The 15,716-nt window shown below is 52.5% G+C and carries 13 protein-coding genes and 1 pseudogene; 5 read left to right on the top strand and 9 right to left on the bottom strand.

The annotated features are described in order from the left end of the window. Window positions 1-34: 34 nt before the first annotated feature. On the bottom strand, window positions 35-1,198 hold the full coding sequence (locus tag FEJ81_RS23630) for an O-antigen ligase family protein (RefSeq protein WP_138244513.1): 1,164 nt from the start codon (window positions 1,196-1,198) through the stop codon (window positions 35-37). A 127-nt stretch (window positions 1,199-1,325) separates the two neighbouring features. Between FEJ81_RS23630 and FEJ81_RS06480 the strand changes: the two genes are divergently transcribed. The 3 genes from FEJ81_RS06480 to FEJ81_RS06490 are packed head-to-tail and all read left to right on the top strand — an operon-like array spanning window position 1,326 to window position 3,797. Then, window positions 1,326-2,387: a GDP-mannose 4,6-dehydratase gene (locus FEJ81_RS06480; protein ID WP_138244514.1), complete on the top strand. Its 1,062-nt coding sequence runs from the start codon at window positions 1,326-1,328 to the stop codon at window positions 2,385-2,387. Further along, window positions 2,384-3,352 (top strand): GDP-L-fucose synthase family protein, encoded by a 969-nt coding sequence (locus FEJ81_RS06485; RefSeq protein WP_175416369.1) that lies wholly within the window; start codon window positions 2,384-2,386, stop codon window positions 3,350-3,352. Before FEJ81_RS06480 ends, FEJ81_RS06485 begins: the two co-directional genes overlap by 4 nt. Further along, the gene (locus tag FEJ81_RS06490; RefSeq protein ID WP_138244516.1) at window positions 3,345-3,797 is read left to right on the top strand and encodes an NUDIX domain-containing protein; all 453 of its coding nucleotides are present in this window, start codon (window positions 3,345-3,347) and stop codon (window positions 3,795-3,797) included. The genes FEJ81_RS06485 and FEJ81_RS06490 overlap by 8 nt, the downstream gene beginning before the upstream one ends. A gap of 47 nt (window positions 3,798-3,844) precedes the next feature. On the opposite strand, the gene FEJ81_RS06495 is transcribed toward FEJ81_RS06490, so the two are convergent. The 5 genes from FEJ81_RS06495 to FEJ81_RS06515 all read right to left on the bottom strand — a co-directional run bounded on the left by FEJ81_RS06495 (window position 3,845) and on the right by FEJ81_RS06515 (window position 10,979). Continuing rightward, window positions 3,845-4,984, bottom strand: a complete 1,140-nt coding sequence (locus FEJ81_RS06495; RefSeq protein WP_175416370.1) for a glycosyltransferase family 61 protein — start codon at window positions 4,982-4,984, stop codon at window positions 3,845-3,847. A 69-nt stretch (window positions 4,985-5,053) separates the two neighbouring features. Then, window positions 5,054-6,064 carry an alkaline phosphatase family protein gene (locus FEJ81_RS06500; RefSeq protein ID WP_138244518.1) on the bottom strand — a complete coding sequence of 337 codons (1,011 nt, stop codon included), beginning with the start codon at window positions 6,062-6,064 and terminating at the stop codon, window positions 5,054-5,056. Between the two features lie 84 nt (window positions 6,065-6,148). After that, window positions 6,149-7,954 (bottom strand): ABC transporter ATP-binding protein, encoded by a 1,806-nt coding sequence (locus tag FEJ81_RS06505; protein WP_138244519.1) that lies wholly within the window; start codon window positions 7,952-7,954, stop codon window positions 6,149-6,151. 194 nt (window positions 7,955-8,148) lie between these two features. Then, window positions 8,149-9,630 (bottom strand): sugar transferase, encoded by a 1,482-nt coding sequence (locus tag FEJ81_RS06510; RefSeq protein WP_138244520.1) that lies wholly within the window; start codon window positions 9,628-9,630, stop codon window positions 8,149-8,151. A 98-nt stretch (window positions 9,631-9,728) separates the two neighbouring features. After that, window positions 9,729-10,979 (bottom strand): RNA-guided endonuclease InsQ/TnpB family protein, encoded by a 1,251-nt coding sequence (locus FEJ81_RS06515; protein WP_138244521.1) that lies wholly within the window; start codon window positions 10,977-10,979, stop codon window positions 9,729-9,731. A gap of 800 nt (window positions 10,980-11,779) precedes the next feature. Between FEJ81_RS06515 and FEJ81_RS06525 the strand changes: the two genes are divergently transcribed. Further along, entirely contained in the window at window positions 11,780-12,019 is a 240-nt protein-coding gene (locus FEJ81_RS06525; protein WP_138244523.1) for a MarR family transcriptional regulator, read from the top strand. A gap of 852 nt (window positions 12,020-12,871) precedes the next feature. Here the strand turns inward: FEJ81_RS06525 and FEJ81_RS06530 are convergent. From FEJ81_RS06530 to FEJ81_RS06540, 3 genes are all read right to left on the bottom strand, one after another. Next, window positions 12,872-13,114 carry a hypothetical protein gene (locus tag FEJ81_RS06530; RefSeq protein ID WP_138244524.1) on the bottom strand — a complete coding sequence of 81 codons (243 nt, stop codon included), beginning with the start codon at window positions 13,112-13,114 and terminating at the stop codon, window positions 12,872-12,874. 134 nt (window positions 13,115-13,248) lie between these two features. Next, window positions 13,249-13,602, bottom strand: a complete 354-nt coding sequence (locus FEJ81_RS06535; protein WP_138244525.1) for a hypothetical protein — start codon at window positions 13,600-13,602, stop codon at window positions 13,249-13,251. A gap of 134 nt (window positions 13,603-13,736) precedes the next feature. Further along, on the bottom strand, window positions 13,737-14,957 hold the full coding sequence (locus FEJ81_RS06540; RefSeq protein WP_138244526.1) for a Cdc6/Cdc18 family protein: 1,221 nt from the start codon (window positions 14,955-14,957) through the stop codon (window positions 13,737-13,739). Between the two features lie 62 nt (window positions 14,958-15,019). Here FEJ81_RS06540 and FEJ81_RS06545 point away from each other — a divergent pair. Continuing rightward, window positions 15,020-15,705: pseudogene (locus FEJ81_RS06545) on the top strand (GDP-mannose 4,6-dehydratase); the annotation flags it as partial. Window positions 15,706-15,716: the final 11 nt, after the last annotated feature.

Consider the following 15,716-nt stretch of genomic DNA (forward strand, 5'->3'; position numbering starts at 1 on the left):
TGAGTGAGGACTTTCCAAATCCTAACTAAATGTATTAACTATTCATATAATTTTTTGCTGTGGTTTTATCGGACACTGCACATAAGATTGCACCTAGGACAACTTGGTGAACACTGGGAGTTGCGGGGTAGAGAGATATCTCAATAAGTACAACTACGTATAACGAAATGAGAACTATTATTGGCCGAATATTGGCATTTGGCGAGTTTTGGACTACTCGAAAGCCAATAATAAGTGGGTAAATAAATATGGTTAAGAATATAGATCCGGCCACAATCCCACTAGAGGTGAAGTAAATTAATGGAGTAAAATGAAGTGGATGGGGAGAATACATCATAAATTGGTCCCATCCGATTCCCTGTACTGGATTTTTAAAAAGTATATTCATTGCAATAGAAACCTGGTCAAGTCGGCCTATAACGGACTGGAATCGAAGACTTACTAACCAAAATACACCAAATATCGATATTAATGTTATTATAATAATGGTCGGTTTAAATAATCTATTATTCCGAAATTTATACCACCCGAGAATACAGAATCCAGCAAAAAGAGCAATGACACTACTTCGAGACTGTGACGCAAAGATACTAACGATACCACCGCAGATCACAAATGATAGTACTAAGCGTATGTCGTCCCGGTCAATGTCTCTCCACATACTAATGCCGCTAATCACTGTTGTAGATACTATAATACCGTGTGTTCCAAATAGTGTATTAATACCTATGCCTCCCTGAGAAAACCCCGGAAATAGTACTGCTGATTCACTAGCGATTGGAATTATACCTAAATGTGCTAATAGATCGGCACTAATTATCGGAATACCGGTAATCACTAGATATTTAAAGAATTGATTGGAAGTAGTGCTTGTGATTGATGCAATCGATATTATTCCTATGCAAATCGCCAAAATTTGCTTCAACATTTCATCAAACGGTAGATAAGAAATATTGAATATAAATATAGAAAGTATTAATATTATATATGCATAAACAAATCTTATCGAATTCCTATAAATAGTCATACGATCATGGTTTATGAGCAGGAAAATAGTGAAAATAAATGGGGTTGCAATCCAATATAGATTTATTTGGTAATTCATAATATCTAGAACATGAATTGCGACCCCTAATTGCAGAAGTATAGAAATGATGAATAAAGATACATCCGAAATTTTATGTTTTTGTGATCCCATTTGGCAGATCATTTTGTGTGGATACTTAAGTAATCTTCTCTAACCATAGATGTCAAAATTTTGTAATGGGATTTGAACATCTCAATTCCAACAGATAGATAGTGCCTGGCAGTAGCTTTGTCAATAGATGAACCTCAGATCAGAGCTTGCAGATCGTCCGGTTTTCATCACTGGAGCGGACGGGTTTATTGGATCTCACCTTGTGGATCGATTAATCGAATATGAAGCAGATGTGCACGTGTTTGTACGGGCGACATCTAGCGGCGAATTGAACAACATTAGATACCTGCGCGACGAAATTACGGTCCATAGAGGCGACCTTCGAGACAAACACTCTGTGGACGAAGCACTTCGATCACTCGAAGGACACAGCGATACCCTCATTTTCCATCTTGCTGCACAAGCTCACGTCGGGGAGTCGTGGGATCGACCGTACGAAACTGTGGACACGAACATCACTGGGACCCTTAATCTTCTCCAGTCCGTTGTTGACCTCGATCTCGACATCGCGAAATTTGATACGGCTGGAACGAGTGAGGAATACGGGAACGTAAAAGAGGAGATGATCGGAAAACACGAGTTCGAAGAAGACGGCCGAGTGCTACTCAGTGAGCGCTCTCCAGTTAATCCGACCAGCATCTACGCAACGTCGAAGTTGGCTGCAGACTTCCTCACGATGAATTACAACGATGCCTACGGACTCCCAACCGTCACTACTCGGATGTTCAATAATTATGGCCCTCGACAAAACCCACGGTACATCACTGGCACAATAATCACTCAGGCGCTAGAACGAGAAATTGTCGAGTTAGGTAACTTAACTCCAAAGCGCGATATGTGTTACGTCGCAGATGGCGTGAGTGGCCATCTGCATGTTGCACTCGGTGGGTCGGCAGGCGAACAATACGTCTACGGACACGGTGAGAATATCTCAATGCAAAGATGGGCGGACACAATCCTCGAGGTAGGCTCAGAACACGGTTACTGGGATAACCCCGAGATCGTTCAGGATGAGGATCGATTCCGTCCTGGCGATAGCGACGTCGAAGAGCTGCTCGTCGGGTACGAAAAGCTCTACGAGGAGACCGGTTGGGAGCCAAAAGTTTCGTGGCGTGAAGGAATCCGTCGAACCATCGATTGGTATGCGAATAACTCCGAGAGCTGGTACGGTCGGGTGGACTGGCGATGAGCGATGAAACGAAGGAGTTCTGGGATGGCCGAACGGTAATGGTGACGGGCGGTGCCGGCTTTCTAGGCAGCCACCTCGTCGAAGAGTTAGCGGCTCGATCCGATTCTGTAAACATTTTTGTTCCACGAAGCGACGAGTACGACCTCCGAGAGAAATCCGATATAAAACGTGCCTTCGTGGATTCAAATGCTAACACCGTTATTCACCTCGCGGCAACCGTCGGGGGCATTGGTGCGAACAAAGAAAATCCGGGTCGGTACTTCTACGATAACGCTATCATGGGTATCGAACTCATGGAACAGGCCCGACAGCATGGCGTTGATAAATTCACGATCCTCGGAACGATCTGTGCCTATCCAAAGCACACACCCGTCCCGTTTAGCGAGGATGATCTATTCGATGGGTATCCTGAGGAGACGAATGCTCCGTATGGTATCGCAAAAAAAGCCCTCTTAACACAATCGCGAGCGTATCGGAAACAGTGGGATTTCAACAGCATCTATCTGCTTCCAGTGAATCTGTACGGACCACGAGATGATTTCGACCTAGAATCCTCGCATGTTATTCCCGCGATTATTCGTAAATGTATTGAAGCTCGAGAGAACGATGAACACTCAATTACGGCCTGGGGCACTGGCGATCCGACTCGAGAATTCCTCTATGTGAAAGACGCAGCGGAAGGTATTCTAGCTGCGACAGAACAGTACAATTCGTCGGACCCGGTGAACCTCGGAAGCGGTGAGGAGATATCCATTCGGGATCTGGTTGAGACGATCGTAGCAGAGACGGGATTTGATGGAACCGTTGAGTGGGATACGTCGAAACCAGACGGTCAGCCACGACGGAGACTCGATACCTCAAGGGCCAAAGAGCGGTTCGATTGGGTTGCGTCAACGAAATTCCGTGACGGTCTTCGGAAAACCATCGAGTGGTATAAGACGCACAAGGACGAAATCCATGAGTGAATGGATTCCAGAAGAGGAGTGGGAAACCATTGTGAGGAATGTGCCGATCCCTTCGGTCGATCTTGTAGTCGAGTGTCCGGACGGCTTCGTTCTCGGTAAGCGGACCAATGAACCCGCTAGAGGCGAGTGGTTCGTTCCTGGCGGCCGCGTAAAGAAGGGTGAAGAACTAGGAGAGGCCGTTCATCGTCTTGCAAACGAGGAACTGGGGACTGGTGTTGAAATCCACGAGGCTATCGGAACGTTCGAACATTTCTATAGAACTTCAGAGATCGGATACGAGAAACATTATATCGCACATGGATATCACGTGTGGTCGGAAGAGACTGATTTTGAAGCGGACAATCAACACAGCGAAATCAAAATTTTTGAGGAGTCACTGCCGGACTTTCATGACTATGTCGATAAGTATTTTCGTAGTGTTGATCCTCGAAACGCGAGTATTTAGCTGAAATCGCAAATTGTCCTAGCGATATATTAAAACCATCTTAAATATCAGACTGATCCATTGTTCAAATAATTAATAATTGCTTCCTCGATCTTTTCTACGTCTACGCGTATATCACCACCTTTGTTCTTAGCAGTCACAAATCTGTAATCTATATCGAGTATTTCCGAAATTCCGTGATAGCACGCAGAACCGATTGGTTCGTAAGAAAACTCAATAATATCTGTATCTGAAGAGAATACGATATTTGCTAGATTTGAGCCGTGTGGTCCGACAACCATGTCTGCTTGCGAATATAATTGTACTTGGTCCTGGAAAGAGAGTTTACCAGGGACATAAAGCTCGAATCCATATTTCCGAATTGCATTCATTAGTTCTACCTCATTAATAACCTTTCTGGTTGTTGCATCACGGCGAGACACATATATTCTGCGCGAAAACTCGTCATTGTCACAGTTACTGGAAGGTGAATTACTGAAAACTCGGTTGCGAAGCCAGAATACGGCAGTTGGATCGAGTATATCTCGAGAACGACGAAGAGAGGGGACGAGTAACTTTTCGGTAGACGCGTGTTCCCATTCCCATTCAATCCAATTGTTTGAAGTGTATCCCACGTGCCGTAGACTTTCTTTCATCCACTGTGAGGGGGAAGGCGGAAGTATGATTGTAACGGATTCTCCAGTCTCTTCTTCGTAACGCTCTACACCTTCCAATTTTGGCAGGTGATCGAATAGCCAGTGAAAATATCCATTCCAACGGCCGAACAATGGAAAGTATGTACCTGATAGTTCTATTGGAGTAGATTTTTTATCTCGAACGTAATCACGAGCTACTTTCTCCCAAAATCGGGGTGCAGTGTTCCATAATTGAGTGGTTTGATCGCCGTTCGAAGTTGTTTCGAGGATCATTTTATCAGTTCCTGTTTTACCAATCCCCCAAGAGCTGAATAGCTCTGCGTGTTCTACTACTGAAACAAAAGCGGTATCAAAATGGTGTACTTCGGAAAATTCTTTAATTCTGTTGGGGATAGTCTCACTTTTTTCTGGTAGATCAATCGACACTGTACCGCCATTCGTATAATAATAGGTGTTGTGAGCCGCTACGAGTTCTTCGCGATTCAGAACTCTGTTTCGTAGCAGACGCTCAAGAACCGGAGTTGCAGTCTTTGATAAGGTGTGTGTATTCATAGTAAAAACATTCTGGTTCATATTAATTATGAAATATGTGTTTTCGGAATGCGACCCTCAAGAATGGCGTTAATTCTTGTACCCCAGGGCTTCTAATTGTTCTTCTAACTCAGAAGTATCTATCGCTGAAGTCGCTTCAGTACGGCTTTCTACTGTTATATTGCGTCGCTTCGAACCCCGTTCAACGATCAACCACGGTACTTTGCACAGTTCGACTGTTTTGGGATTGCGGTAGTGTTCGTACAGTTTCCCTAAAAGCAGATAGGGTCTTTCCCCAAACATTTCACCATGGTCGGAACTAATTACTACTTTACCAGCGATATTTTTGAGGAGAGTATCGACATCTTCCAAAACAATTTCGAGCGTCTCTCGATATGCCTCGCGTGCTGCTTCTTCGGAAATTTCCCCAGTTGCGACTAACTCCATTATACGTTTTCCTTGGGATCGTCTTTCATTGGGTGCAGCACCCCCAATTTGGGCCTTCTCTCGCAACTTTTCTGCAGTAGGTCCCAAGGGAGGATCATGCGGTTGCATATAATGAACGATAATTCGTTTGTTAGGATACTTTTCGTGAGCCTCAATCGCGGAAGCTGTCACATCACCTGGTCTTACACACTGCATCTCCGAATCCCAATTAGAGATCGGTTCTGTAATAACATCATGAAAAATATCATTATCGACTAATCTCACATGAGGATTTGCAGTTACGTATACCGTGTCGTGTATATCTTTTCCGACGAAGTTTCTTTCTATAAATCGTCTACTATCCACTCCCTGAGAGATTTTGTGAGTTAAGTCGCCAGAAATAGAATTTATATCACTAAAATCATCAAATCGACAGGCATCGAGCAAAATAAGCGTGTCCCAATCTTCATCCATTATATCCGTTCCCGACCCGTGTTTAACGGTAAACAGAGCGTTGTATGGATATTTCAATAACCAGAACGGGAACGGTGTCGAGTTGTTAGTCACCGTTGGTTTTGGATATAATGTATTGGATGCGCGAGCAATACTTCTCTTCAATAGCGTACTCAGGCCTTCTGTTCGATAGGCTTTGACCACTTTCTTTAATACACTCATGGGTATCTGACAATATTGTGATTTGTACTCGATCGTTCTAAATAGCAATTACGTGGTGTGTATCTGCTGGGCACATAAACATATTCATTTTTTGGACTGGAGACCGTACAACTCCGCATACTTTCCATCAGTATCGACCAACTCCTGGTGCGTACCGGATTCGGTAATTCGTCCATCTTCCACGGTAAAGATCCGGTCTGCGTTCTTGACTGTGGACAGGCGATGTGCGATGGTGATGATTGCGTAATCGCGGTCCATCCCCTCGACTGCTTCTTGGACCTGCTTCTCTAGGTTTGAATCCAGATCGCTCGTCGCCTCGTCCAGAATCAATAGATCGGCGTCCTCAATCAATGCTCGAGCCAGTGCTACTCGCTGTTTTTGACCACCAGATAGTTGCACGCCTTCATCACCTAGTTGCGTTTCGTACCCGTCCGGAAGGTCTACCAAGAACTCATCGACTTTTGCGATTTCACACACTCGGTCTAGCTCTGAGGTAGTTACCTCTCTGTTCCCAATGGTCAGGTTGTATCGAAGTGTGTCGTTGAAAATAAACGGGTTTTGCCGAACAACGGACAACCGATCTCGCCACTCGTCGATATTCATCTCGTCGATTGGTACTCCGTTAGCTCGGATGTTCCCTCGGTCAACTTCGTACATCCGGGCGAGAAGAGATACGATCGTTGACTTGCCTGCCCCCGACTGTCCAACGAACCCGATGAATTCGCCTTTTTCAACCTCGAAATTCATGCCGCGAAGTACCTGCTTGTCGTCGGTATATGAGAACCACACGTCGTCAAATTCAACGCATTCAACCTCAGACGGGACCTCGTGAGTAGAATTGTTTGGCTCTTTGTTGGTTTCCAGTTCACGGATGAACTGCTGGGTTCGAACCAGATGCGGAAGGTCGTTCTCGACTTGGTAGAACTTTTGATTCACAGCGCTTACTTTCGGCCCAAGTCGAAACATTGCAAAGAGAAATACACCCATTGCACCGATCGAAAGGTTAGCGTATGTGAGTGCGAGGAAAATAAGGAGGAATACCGAAACAGAAACGCCGAGATTATAAAATCGACTAAGTGCTGCTTCGTTACGTCGAAGCTTGATTCGTGCACTGGTATATTGATTTACTGCGTCGATAAAGTCGTTGTACAGTTCGGTGGCGAGACCAAAGATACGGACATCACGAATCCCTTGCGTTCCTGCTTGAGCAGTTTCCTGTCGACGTTCATTTGCGTCAGCAACAAGATCGCCAGTTTTGTACCCTGGTTCAATTACGTGTCGGAGCAACACTGTGAGACCACCGAGAGTAATAGCTGCAACCACTGTAAGGTAGGGTGCAAACATGAATGCAAGTGTGAGATATACAATTGAGAGAAAAATTTGTTCGATTAATTGTACGACGCGCATAATCACTCGTCCGGCGTAGAAGGTTTGTGTGACGATTGCATTCAAAATATCGTCAGATCCTTCTTCATCAAAGTATTCTACGCGAGCATTAAGTGCATTATTGAATGCCCGAAGCTGCAAATCACGGATGTAGTAGGTTCGCAAAGCCTCCCGAAACCAGTCGACGAAGAAACTACTTGTGTAGCGGGCTGTCATCACAGCTGAGACACCGACTACGACGTTGCCAAGTGTGAACGGGATTCCAAGCATTTGATATGTAGTCACAAAGATAGCCATCACACCACTCGCCTGCGCAGTTGGATCGTTGACCTGGACAATCTCGATAATCGGAAGAATAAAACTCAGACCGACTCCTTCTAACATTGCTGCGACCAGACCAAGCAGAATAATCGATCCAGTAAACCTCGGGTTGAAACGGGCAACATCGAGAAGAGCATCGATTTTTTCATACCTATCTGCTCCCTCAGAATCTGAATCTGACATAATGATAATCTACTCTACCATCCAGGTGGAGGCATCATAATCTCGTCGGTCCACATACGTAGATGGAACAAGATATAAAAATAGTACTAATGTCTTTGTCGGAATATGTTCAGTAGAACCAAGAAGATAACTATCATAATTACCGGCCTCGTTTGATAGAGCACTAATTTGGCGCTATATTGAAAACAGTATATCTACCAATTAAGAGCCAAAACATCTACTAGAATCTTCCAGATTTGACGGATAACGATCTTTACGTCGAACCAGAACGACTGCCGACGGACGTACTCGAGATCATACCGAAGTTTCGCCGCAGGCGCGTGTCCAGTGATATCGTTGATCTGGGCTAGACCGGTCAGCCCCGGCTTCACGAACCAGCGTTTCTCCCAGTCAATCCCGTCGCGCTGAATCTTGGTGTCGAGTTCCGGGCGCTCTGGACGCGGTCCAACGACACTCATATTGCCGACGAGAATCGACCACAGCTGGGGAATTTCGTCGAGGTGCGTTTGCCGAAGAATACGACCGACGCGCGTTACGCGTGGATCAACGCCACCCGCATCCTCGTCGCTGATTTTTGCACCGGTCTCGGATTCGGCGTTCTCGACCATGCTGCGGAACTTGTACACGGAGAACTCCTCGCCGAACACGGCAGTACGATCTTGACTATAGAGGATCGACCCGGGATTGTCGAGTTTGATTGCAACCGCAATGACTGCCATTAGCGGCGCAAGTGTAACGAGAGCAGCCGTTGCAAACACCATGTCGAACACCCGCTTGAACAGGTGATCCAATGGATCCCAGGGCTCGAGATCTACGTCGACTAACTCGCCGATGTCGCCCTCGGAGACCAGTACGCTGTTGGCGTACTTTCGGTGGACCTTCGTGTCGACGCCGTGTTCGTGACAGGCGTCCAGTGCCCCGAAGAACTCCGCGCGGTCGGCGTTCCGGAACGCGAGCACGACGGTATCGATGTCTTGGTCGACGAGTGCGTCCTCGAGTCGCGAGAGGCCTCCGAGTCGCGAGAGGCCGGCGAGTCCGTCTGGTCCTTTTGACTCGAGGCTCGCGTCACTAGCCGTCTCGAGGGTCAGTCCGCCATCGGCTCGCACTTCCGAGTCACCAGCGATATCGTTCTCGTTGAATTCATGGTAACCGACGTTCGACGGGCAAAGATAACCCAGAACTGGTGCGTCAATCGCGGGCGCGATCCGTTCGATTTGGGCTAGATCGTCGCCGACGATGAGCGTGCGTCCGTCCGAGCTGCTCGGTTGCCGGCGGATCCAGACAAACCAAGCAGGGATCACGAGCGCCAAGATTCCGACGATCATGACCAGCGTCGCCCTCGGGAGTCGGTGGGACCACTGGAAGTAGCCCAACGTTGCGAGCATGAGGCCTGCGACCAGCACGCGTTTCTGTGCCAGGACGATGGTATCTAGAATCCGTCGTGGACGGGGTTTGTACAGCGGCAGGAGGGATACGACAACGGCGAGAACAGTCAAACTCAGGGTCCAGTACAGCGATAAACCGGTCAGGGTAGTGACCTCGAGGCGATTGAACAGCGGCACGTAGGACGTAAATAATTCCTGTGCGAGCGTGTAGTTGGCGGCAGTCACAGAGGCGACGGTCAACGCAACCACGCCGAGTACACTGCCGATCCGAAACCGCCAACCAGTAAGCATTGGTTACTCTCGTCCCACGACATTGTGATATACTCTTTGGTATCTGTATCTCGAGTATCATTAAATAGAGTTTAAATATAGGAATCGATGACTCCACATCAGCTGTCCGACTCAGAGCCGGACTTGTCGATATTCTCGGCCTCGGCCTCCGAGTCGGAGTACGGGATGAACCCCCGATTCGGCGTCACAGTTCCCGACTTCAGGGCCAGCTGACCGTGGCCCGTCCGTTGCGAGGACTGTGGCCCGCAACGGAGGAATTTCCAGCCGATATTCTTCGCCGCGTTGTAATCCGCGTGCGCTTCCATTCCACATTCCTCACAGGCGAAGTGATCTCGAGACACACGATTCTCTCGACTCTCGTGACCGCACTCGCAGCAGCGCTGACTCGTGTACGCGGGATCGACAAAGACGACTTCGATACCCGCTTCCTCGGCCCGGTACTCAACGAACTCGACGAGCGTTCGGTGCGCCCACTGGTGGAACGTCCGGTCAGCCGAGATCCGATTCTGGATGTGACGAAGGTTTTCGAAGACAATATGTGAACAGTCGTACTCCTCTGTCTCTTCGAGAATTGCATTCGCGACTTCGTGGAGGGACTGTTGGTGACTGCGTGCTTCGCGACCACTAATGGCGGCAAGGGTGCGGTGTGCCGATTGGGTCCCGGTTTTCTGTAGTCCACTGCGAACGGCCTCGAACTGTCGTTGTCGGTGTGCGAACTCACGACCCGATTCGAAGCGCGCGGTCGACGTCACAGCGAGGTTCTCGATCCCGAGATCGACCCCGAGAACGCGTTTTGGCTCTCGCTCCTCGACCGACGGCCGCGGCCGTCGAAAACCGAGATGGAGAAAGTACGAATCGTTACGCGTGACGAGCGTCGATGCGCCGATTTCCCATGCATCGGCCTCGATGAACTGCCACTGATACCCCTCATCGTCGCTGGGAAGCACCAACTCACACCGAACGCGTTGCTCGACCGTGGTCAGAGATACTGTCTGATCGTCGAATAGCGAGAGGGTCTTCGGCTCGTACCTGATAGTGGGCGACGTGAACTCCGGTTTCGATACCGATTGGTCGTGTTCTTCCAGAGTTGCAACGGCGGAGAGCGCATCCGCAGCGTGGTGGATCGCGAGGGTGGCATGCATACTCCCCAAGCCAGTATCCTCACGGATGCGGTCGTACGCGAGCGATTGGAGTCGACGCTTCCCGCATATGTCGTTCCGCCAGCCGATATCAGCTGCAAGTTGACAGCCCTCGCGCCATGCTCGACTGGTCTTCTCAAGCAGCCTCGCGTCTGTTGGTGAGACGCGGAGCCGCGTGATTGCCGTTCGAGTAAGGTAATTACTCGCCATGTATCAAGCGGTGGACCATCACCGGTGAGCGGCGAACTACACCCAAGCGAGGCGATCTCATGGTGGACACCCTTCAGTCGGTGGGCTGAACGCCCGGACCGCCAATTCGGTCAGACACAATCGATGGCTGCGCGCCGTCGACAGTGTGATCGTCCCGAGGCGACCCCCGACAAGCACCTCCGTCACACCGAGCGTCGGTGACCGGACTCTCTCAGGTACGCACCCGTGGCAATACAGTCTTGAAACGATCCAGTCCGTTGTCTCGGCACATCGATACGCATACGCGAACACGATGTCGGTCTCGTGTAGCGCCTCACCACAGCTGATGAAGACGGCGCCATTGGCGTACGGTCCAACGGGATGGCCAGCTAACACCGCTTCTGGGGTTGCGATGACCGTGGTCTCGTCGTCGGGGGCACAGTCGTTCGGCGACCGGTGCCGACAGGCGTCGTCACTGGGCATCGGTTCTCCCCTCCGGGTGGCGCGCCGCGTCGAAGCACGCGAAACAGGAGAGTCGATCCCCAGTCGGACGGTCACACCAGTCGTGATCGCACAATTCGTCAACCGGATCGCTTTCAGTGATGGAATCCGTAGTTATCATTGCTTCTCGAGCCTCTGAGAAGCACGGTTCGGTGTGCCAGCACCGAGCCACAGTCTTTCTGTGACGACCCGCACTTCTCATGTGGTTCTATTTCGGCCAGCGCCTTATATTTTGCTTAGCAAAGTGCTTAGATGATTGCTAAACAGATCGTTCAGTATAGAGTGCAGTATTATGTTCTGCGAGACAAGATACATCACTAATGGTTAACCAGAGCTATGAACCGAACGAGCGAGAGGAGGTTATTATCGGATTGTTCAAAGAAGGGAGGGAATCCGATGATCCATGGGGACGCGCAAACCCACAATTTTTTCGCGATCAAACGGATCTAGAAAAGGGGCAGGTCGAATATGCCCTCCGAAACCTCACTAATGCAGGCTGGATTCGCCGATTGAATAAAGGAGGTCTCTACGAATTCGTCGAGGACCCCCGCGAAGCCTGAGACTGTGGCCACTACGGGTCGGCAGGGGCTGCGGGCCGCACCGCGCGCCACACCCGGATGGGTGTGCGCTCGGCAGACCATGCTGCAGTTCTCGCCGGCGCCGGCGGAGGAAGGCGGCGCGGCCAACAACACACCGCATGACTCATACTGCGAGTGATCGACAGCCTCCATCGCGCCCGGTAGTGACGCGTCTACCGACCGGCGACACCCATACAGGCGTAGCGCAGTGCGTCGAGCAGTGATCCTCTGCGACCGCCGTGTCAACGTGGTCGGCCTTGTAGCCGAGGAACTCCCGGATCAGGGTTTGACACCGCTCCGAGATCAGGAGCCCAACTGCGGACTGTTCTGATTGCGTTGTCTCGGTACTGACTGTCTCACTACGGGGTGGCTCGCCCGCGCGCCGCCTTTCCCCCGTGGACGACGAGAGGTAGGTGCCACCGGGAACCCCACCCATCGTCATGATTACCTTCTCGCGGGAGCCCACGTCTAGGTTGCCATCGGCCTCGAGGCGGGTGCGCACCGCCACGAGCCCCTCGTCGAGGTCTTCGTCACGACCTCGCCGCCGTCGCTGGCACGGTTGAGCGTAGCGATCCGGGCGGGGTCGTGCTCGTCGTCGATCGTCCCCCTGGCTTCGCGGTGTCGTCGAGCCAGACCCGAACGTCCTCGAGGTGGCGTTCCGACTCGGAGAACGCATCCGGATGATGAACTGTTCGAACACCGGCTTGCTGAGCTCGAGACTGACACGGGGATCGGCCCGCCATGAGCAGCGCCGGATCCCGCCAGCTGTCGGCGACGCGCTCGCGGGCCGCAGCGTGGAGGATGAGGAGTGTCACGGCTGAACCCGTCGTAGACCTACCCCTGGGCAGCGACGACGCCGCCCCGCAGCGCCTGGACCTCGCGGTCGGTGCCGCCGAACTGGCGCGCGGAGCGCCCGCGCGTGCCGGCGTCGAGATACGGGTTGTCGAGCGTCGAGGCGCGTACTACCTCGAGGTCGAGGCCGATCGGGTCGCCCGTACCCTGGCGCTGGCCGAGGATCGCCCAGGCGTCGTTGTAGCCGTTGCCAGTTAGCGTCCAACACTGGACTCTCGGGCCCACAACGCCGCGGAACCGACTGCCGAGCATCTCCAGCAGGTCGTGGAGATCGACCGCATCGCGGCTGGGCTCGTCCAGCCAGATGGCGCCGAACTCGTCGCCGGCGTACCGGTTCCAGCGATTGGCTGAGCGAGAAGTCAGAGCGAATCTGCGAGTTCATCCACCGTCTTGTCACTGGCCGAGAGTTCTGTCTTGAGATCTCCCTCGTGCAGTTGCCGCTCGAAGTTGATCGACCGGTTGATCTCCTCCCGAATCTTCCGTTCCTGCGTCAGATCATCGTCGTCGCGGGCGCGGTCCGCGAGTTGATGAAGTTGTTGGCGGTTCGCGCGGAGCTCCCGGAGAAGGGTAATCCCATGAATATCGCGGAACTCGTCGAGGCGTGGCAACCACTCGGAAATCAAGGCGATATCCTCGGTGACCGTCGCCTCTTCCACGTCGAATTCGGCTGCAATCTCCGGGACAACCGCCTCGCGGCGTTCCCCTCGCAGCACGTAGCGTTCCCAGAGCTGTCTGCGCCGAGCGCGTTCTGATGATGGCATGATTGATCAGATGGGGTGGGGCACGGTACCATACGGGTTGGAGGCCCATAGGTATTGCACTGGGACGATGGCACTGGCACCGACGGTCAGCGCTCGTTTCTGACCGCCAGGTAGTCCGACTCTGTCGTGTACGGATCGATCGCCTCGGAGACCCACGCCGGCTCGAACGTTGTCGTGATCTGTTTCACGCGACCGTCGCGACCCCGTGCGTCGATCCAGGTCTCAACGAGCCCCATCGTCTCGAGATCGGTGACCACGTCGCGGATCGCACGCTCGCCGAGATCGAACTCCTCAGGATACGCGTCATCATCGAGGAGTGTTCGAATCTCGCTCGTCGTCACGGGCTGGTTGCGCTCAGTTCTCTCCGTCTGTCCGGTAATCCCGGTCAGAACCAGAAAGTGATTGAACGGAAGTTCGAGCAGTTTCGCGATCGTCGCCTCGCGTTCGGTCGCCTCCAGGTTGGCGTCGAGACAGTCAGAGGTCACCTGGGTGAGCCCGCGCTCGGTCGCGGTCTCGCCGGCCTGCCGAAACAGCGTCAGCGCCTTCCGGGCGTCGCCCCACCGCCGGGCGGCCTCCTGCACGCCGTACTCGACGACCGCGTCCGGTAGGGCGCCCTCGTGAAACGCTCGTGCGAGGCGCGGCGCCAGCAGCGCCTCGAGGCCAGCGACTCCGTACGGCGGGAAGAACACGGCCTCGTCGCTCATCGCGCTTTCGACGCGACTATCCAGGCGGAGATCGACCTCGAGTAACTCGTTGCTCACCAGCCAGACCGATAGCGCAATCCCGCGGGCGAGTTTCCCCTCGCCGCGGAGCAACCGATAGAAGAACTCGCTGGGATCGTAGTTGGTGTCGTGCCGGACGTGGTCGATCTCGTCGAGGATGAGCACCGTCCACTCGGGATACTCGACAAGGGCCGCCCAAATCTCCGTAAAGACGCCGTCCAACCCCTCGTAGGCACCCTTTCGTTCGCCCGTAAGCTCATACAGGATCTCGTTGGCCGCGCTAAACAGCGTCCGACACTCCTTCAGGTTGACGTACTCGACGGCCACGCTGTCGTGGCGGGCGGAGAACTCCCGACAGACCCGCCGTGTCGTCAGCGTCTTCCCGGTGCCCGGCGGGCCGTAGACCGAGACGGTCGGCGGCAGGTAGCCGTCGTGGATACCGTTGAGTATGGTCGCGAGGGCGCGCTCCTGGCCCTCACGGGCGTGGACCTCCGTGGGGGCGGCCAGCGGATCCAGTGCTCGCTTGTCGGCGAAGACGCTCTCCGTGGGCGCGGTCTCGTCGAAGAGATCGTCGTAGTCGCGCATGGCTCCAGCGGAACTACGAGTGTCTATGTGGTCACCTAACATAGCAGTTGGCCTCGGCGACCCGACACACTGACCTCGAGCGGGTCATCCTCGCCTCCTCCTCGTCGGTGTACGGCAAGCCGGAGTACCTGCCCTACGACGAGGCCCACCCGACGAATCCGGTCTCGCCCTACGGCGTCTCGAAACTCGCGAGCGAGCAGTATGCGCGGGTCTACAACGAGATTTATGGCCTGCCCACCGTCGCACTCCGCTACTTCACTGTCTACGGCCCGCGGATGCGCCCGAACATGGCGATGACGAACTTCGTCTCCTGGTGTCTTCGTGAGCGTAGCGAACGAAGGCTCGAGAGAGCCTGCTCTCTCGGTGTCTGCACGGCGAGCCGCCGGTGATCTACGGCGACGGAAACCAGACCCGCGATTTTACCTACATCGAAGATATCGTCCGGGTCAACGAACAACTTCTCACGGACGACAGCGCCGACGGTGAAATCATGAACGTCGGCTCGACGGACAACATCGACATTCTCACACTCGCGGAAGTCATCCGCGACGCGATCGATCCGAGCCTCGAGCTCGAGTTCGACGAGGCCCGCGAGGGCGACGCCGAACACACGCACGCCGACATCTCGAAAGCCAACGACGTACTCGGCTACGAGCCCACTGTCGATATCAGAGAAGGTGTCTCGAAGTTCATTGACTGGTATCGCGACAACCGCGAGTGGTACGACCCACTCGTCCGCTCGTCATAACCGCACATCCT

The organism is Natrinema versiforme (genome assembly GCF_005576615.1).
Classification (GTDB): Archaea; Halobacteriota; Halobacteria; order Halobacteriales; family Natrialbaceae; genus Natrinema; species Natrinema versiforme_A.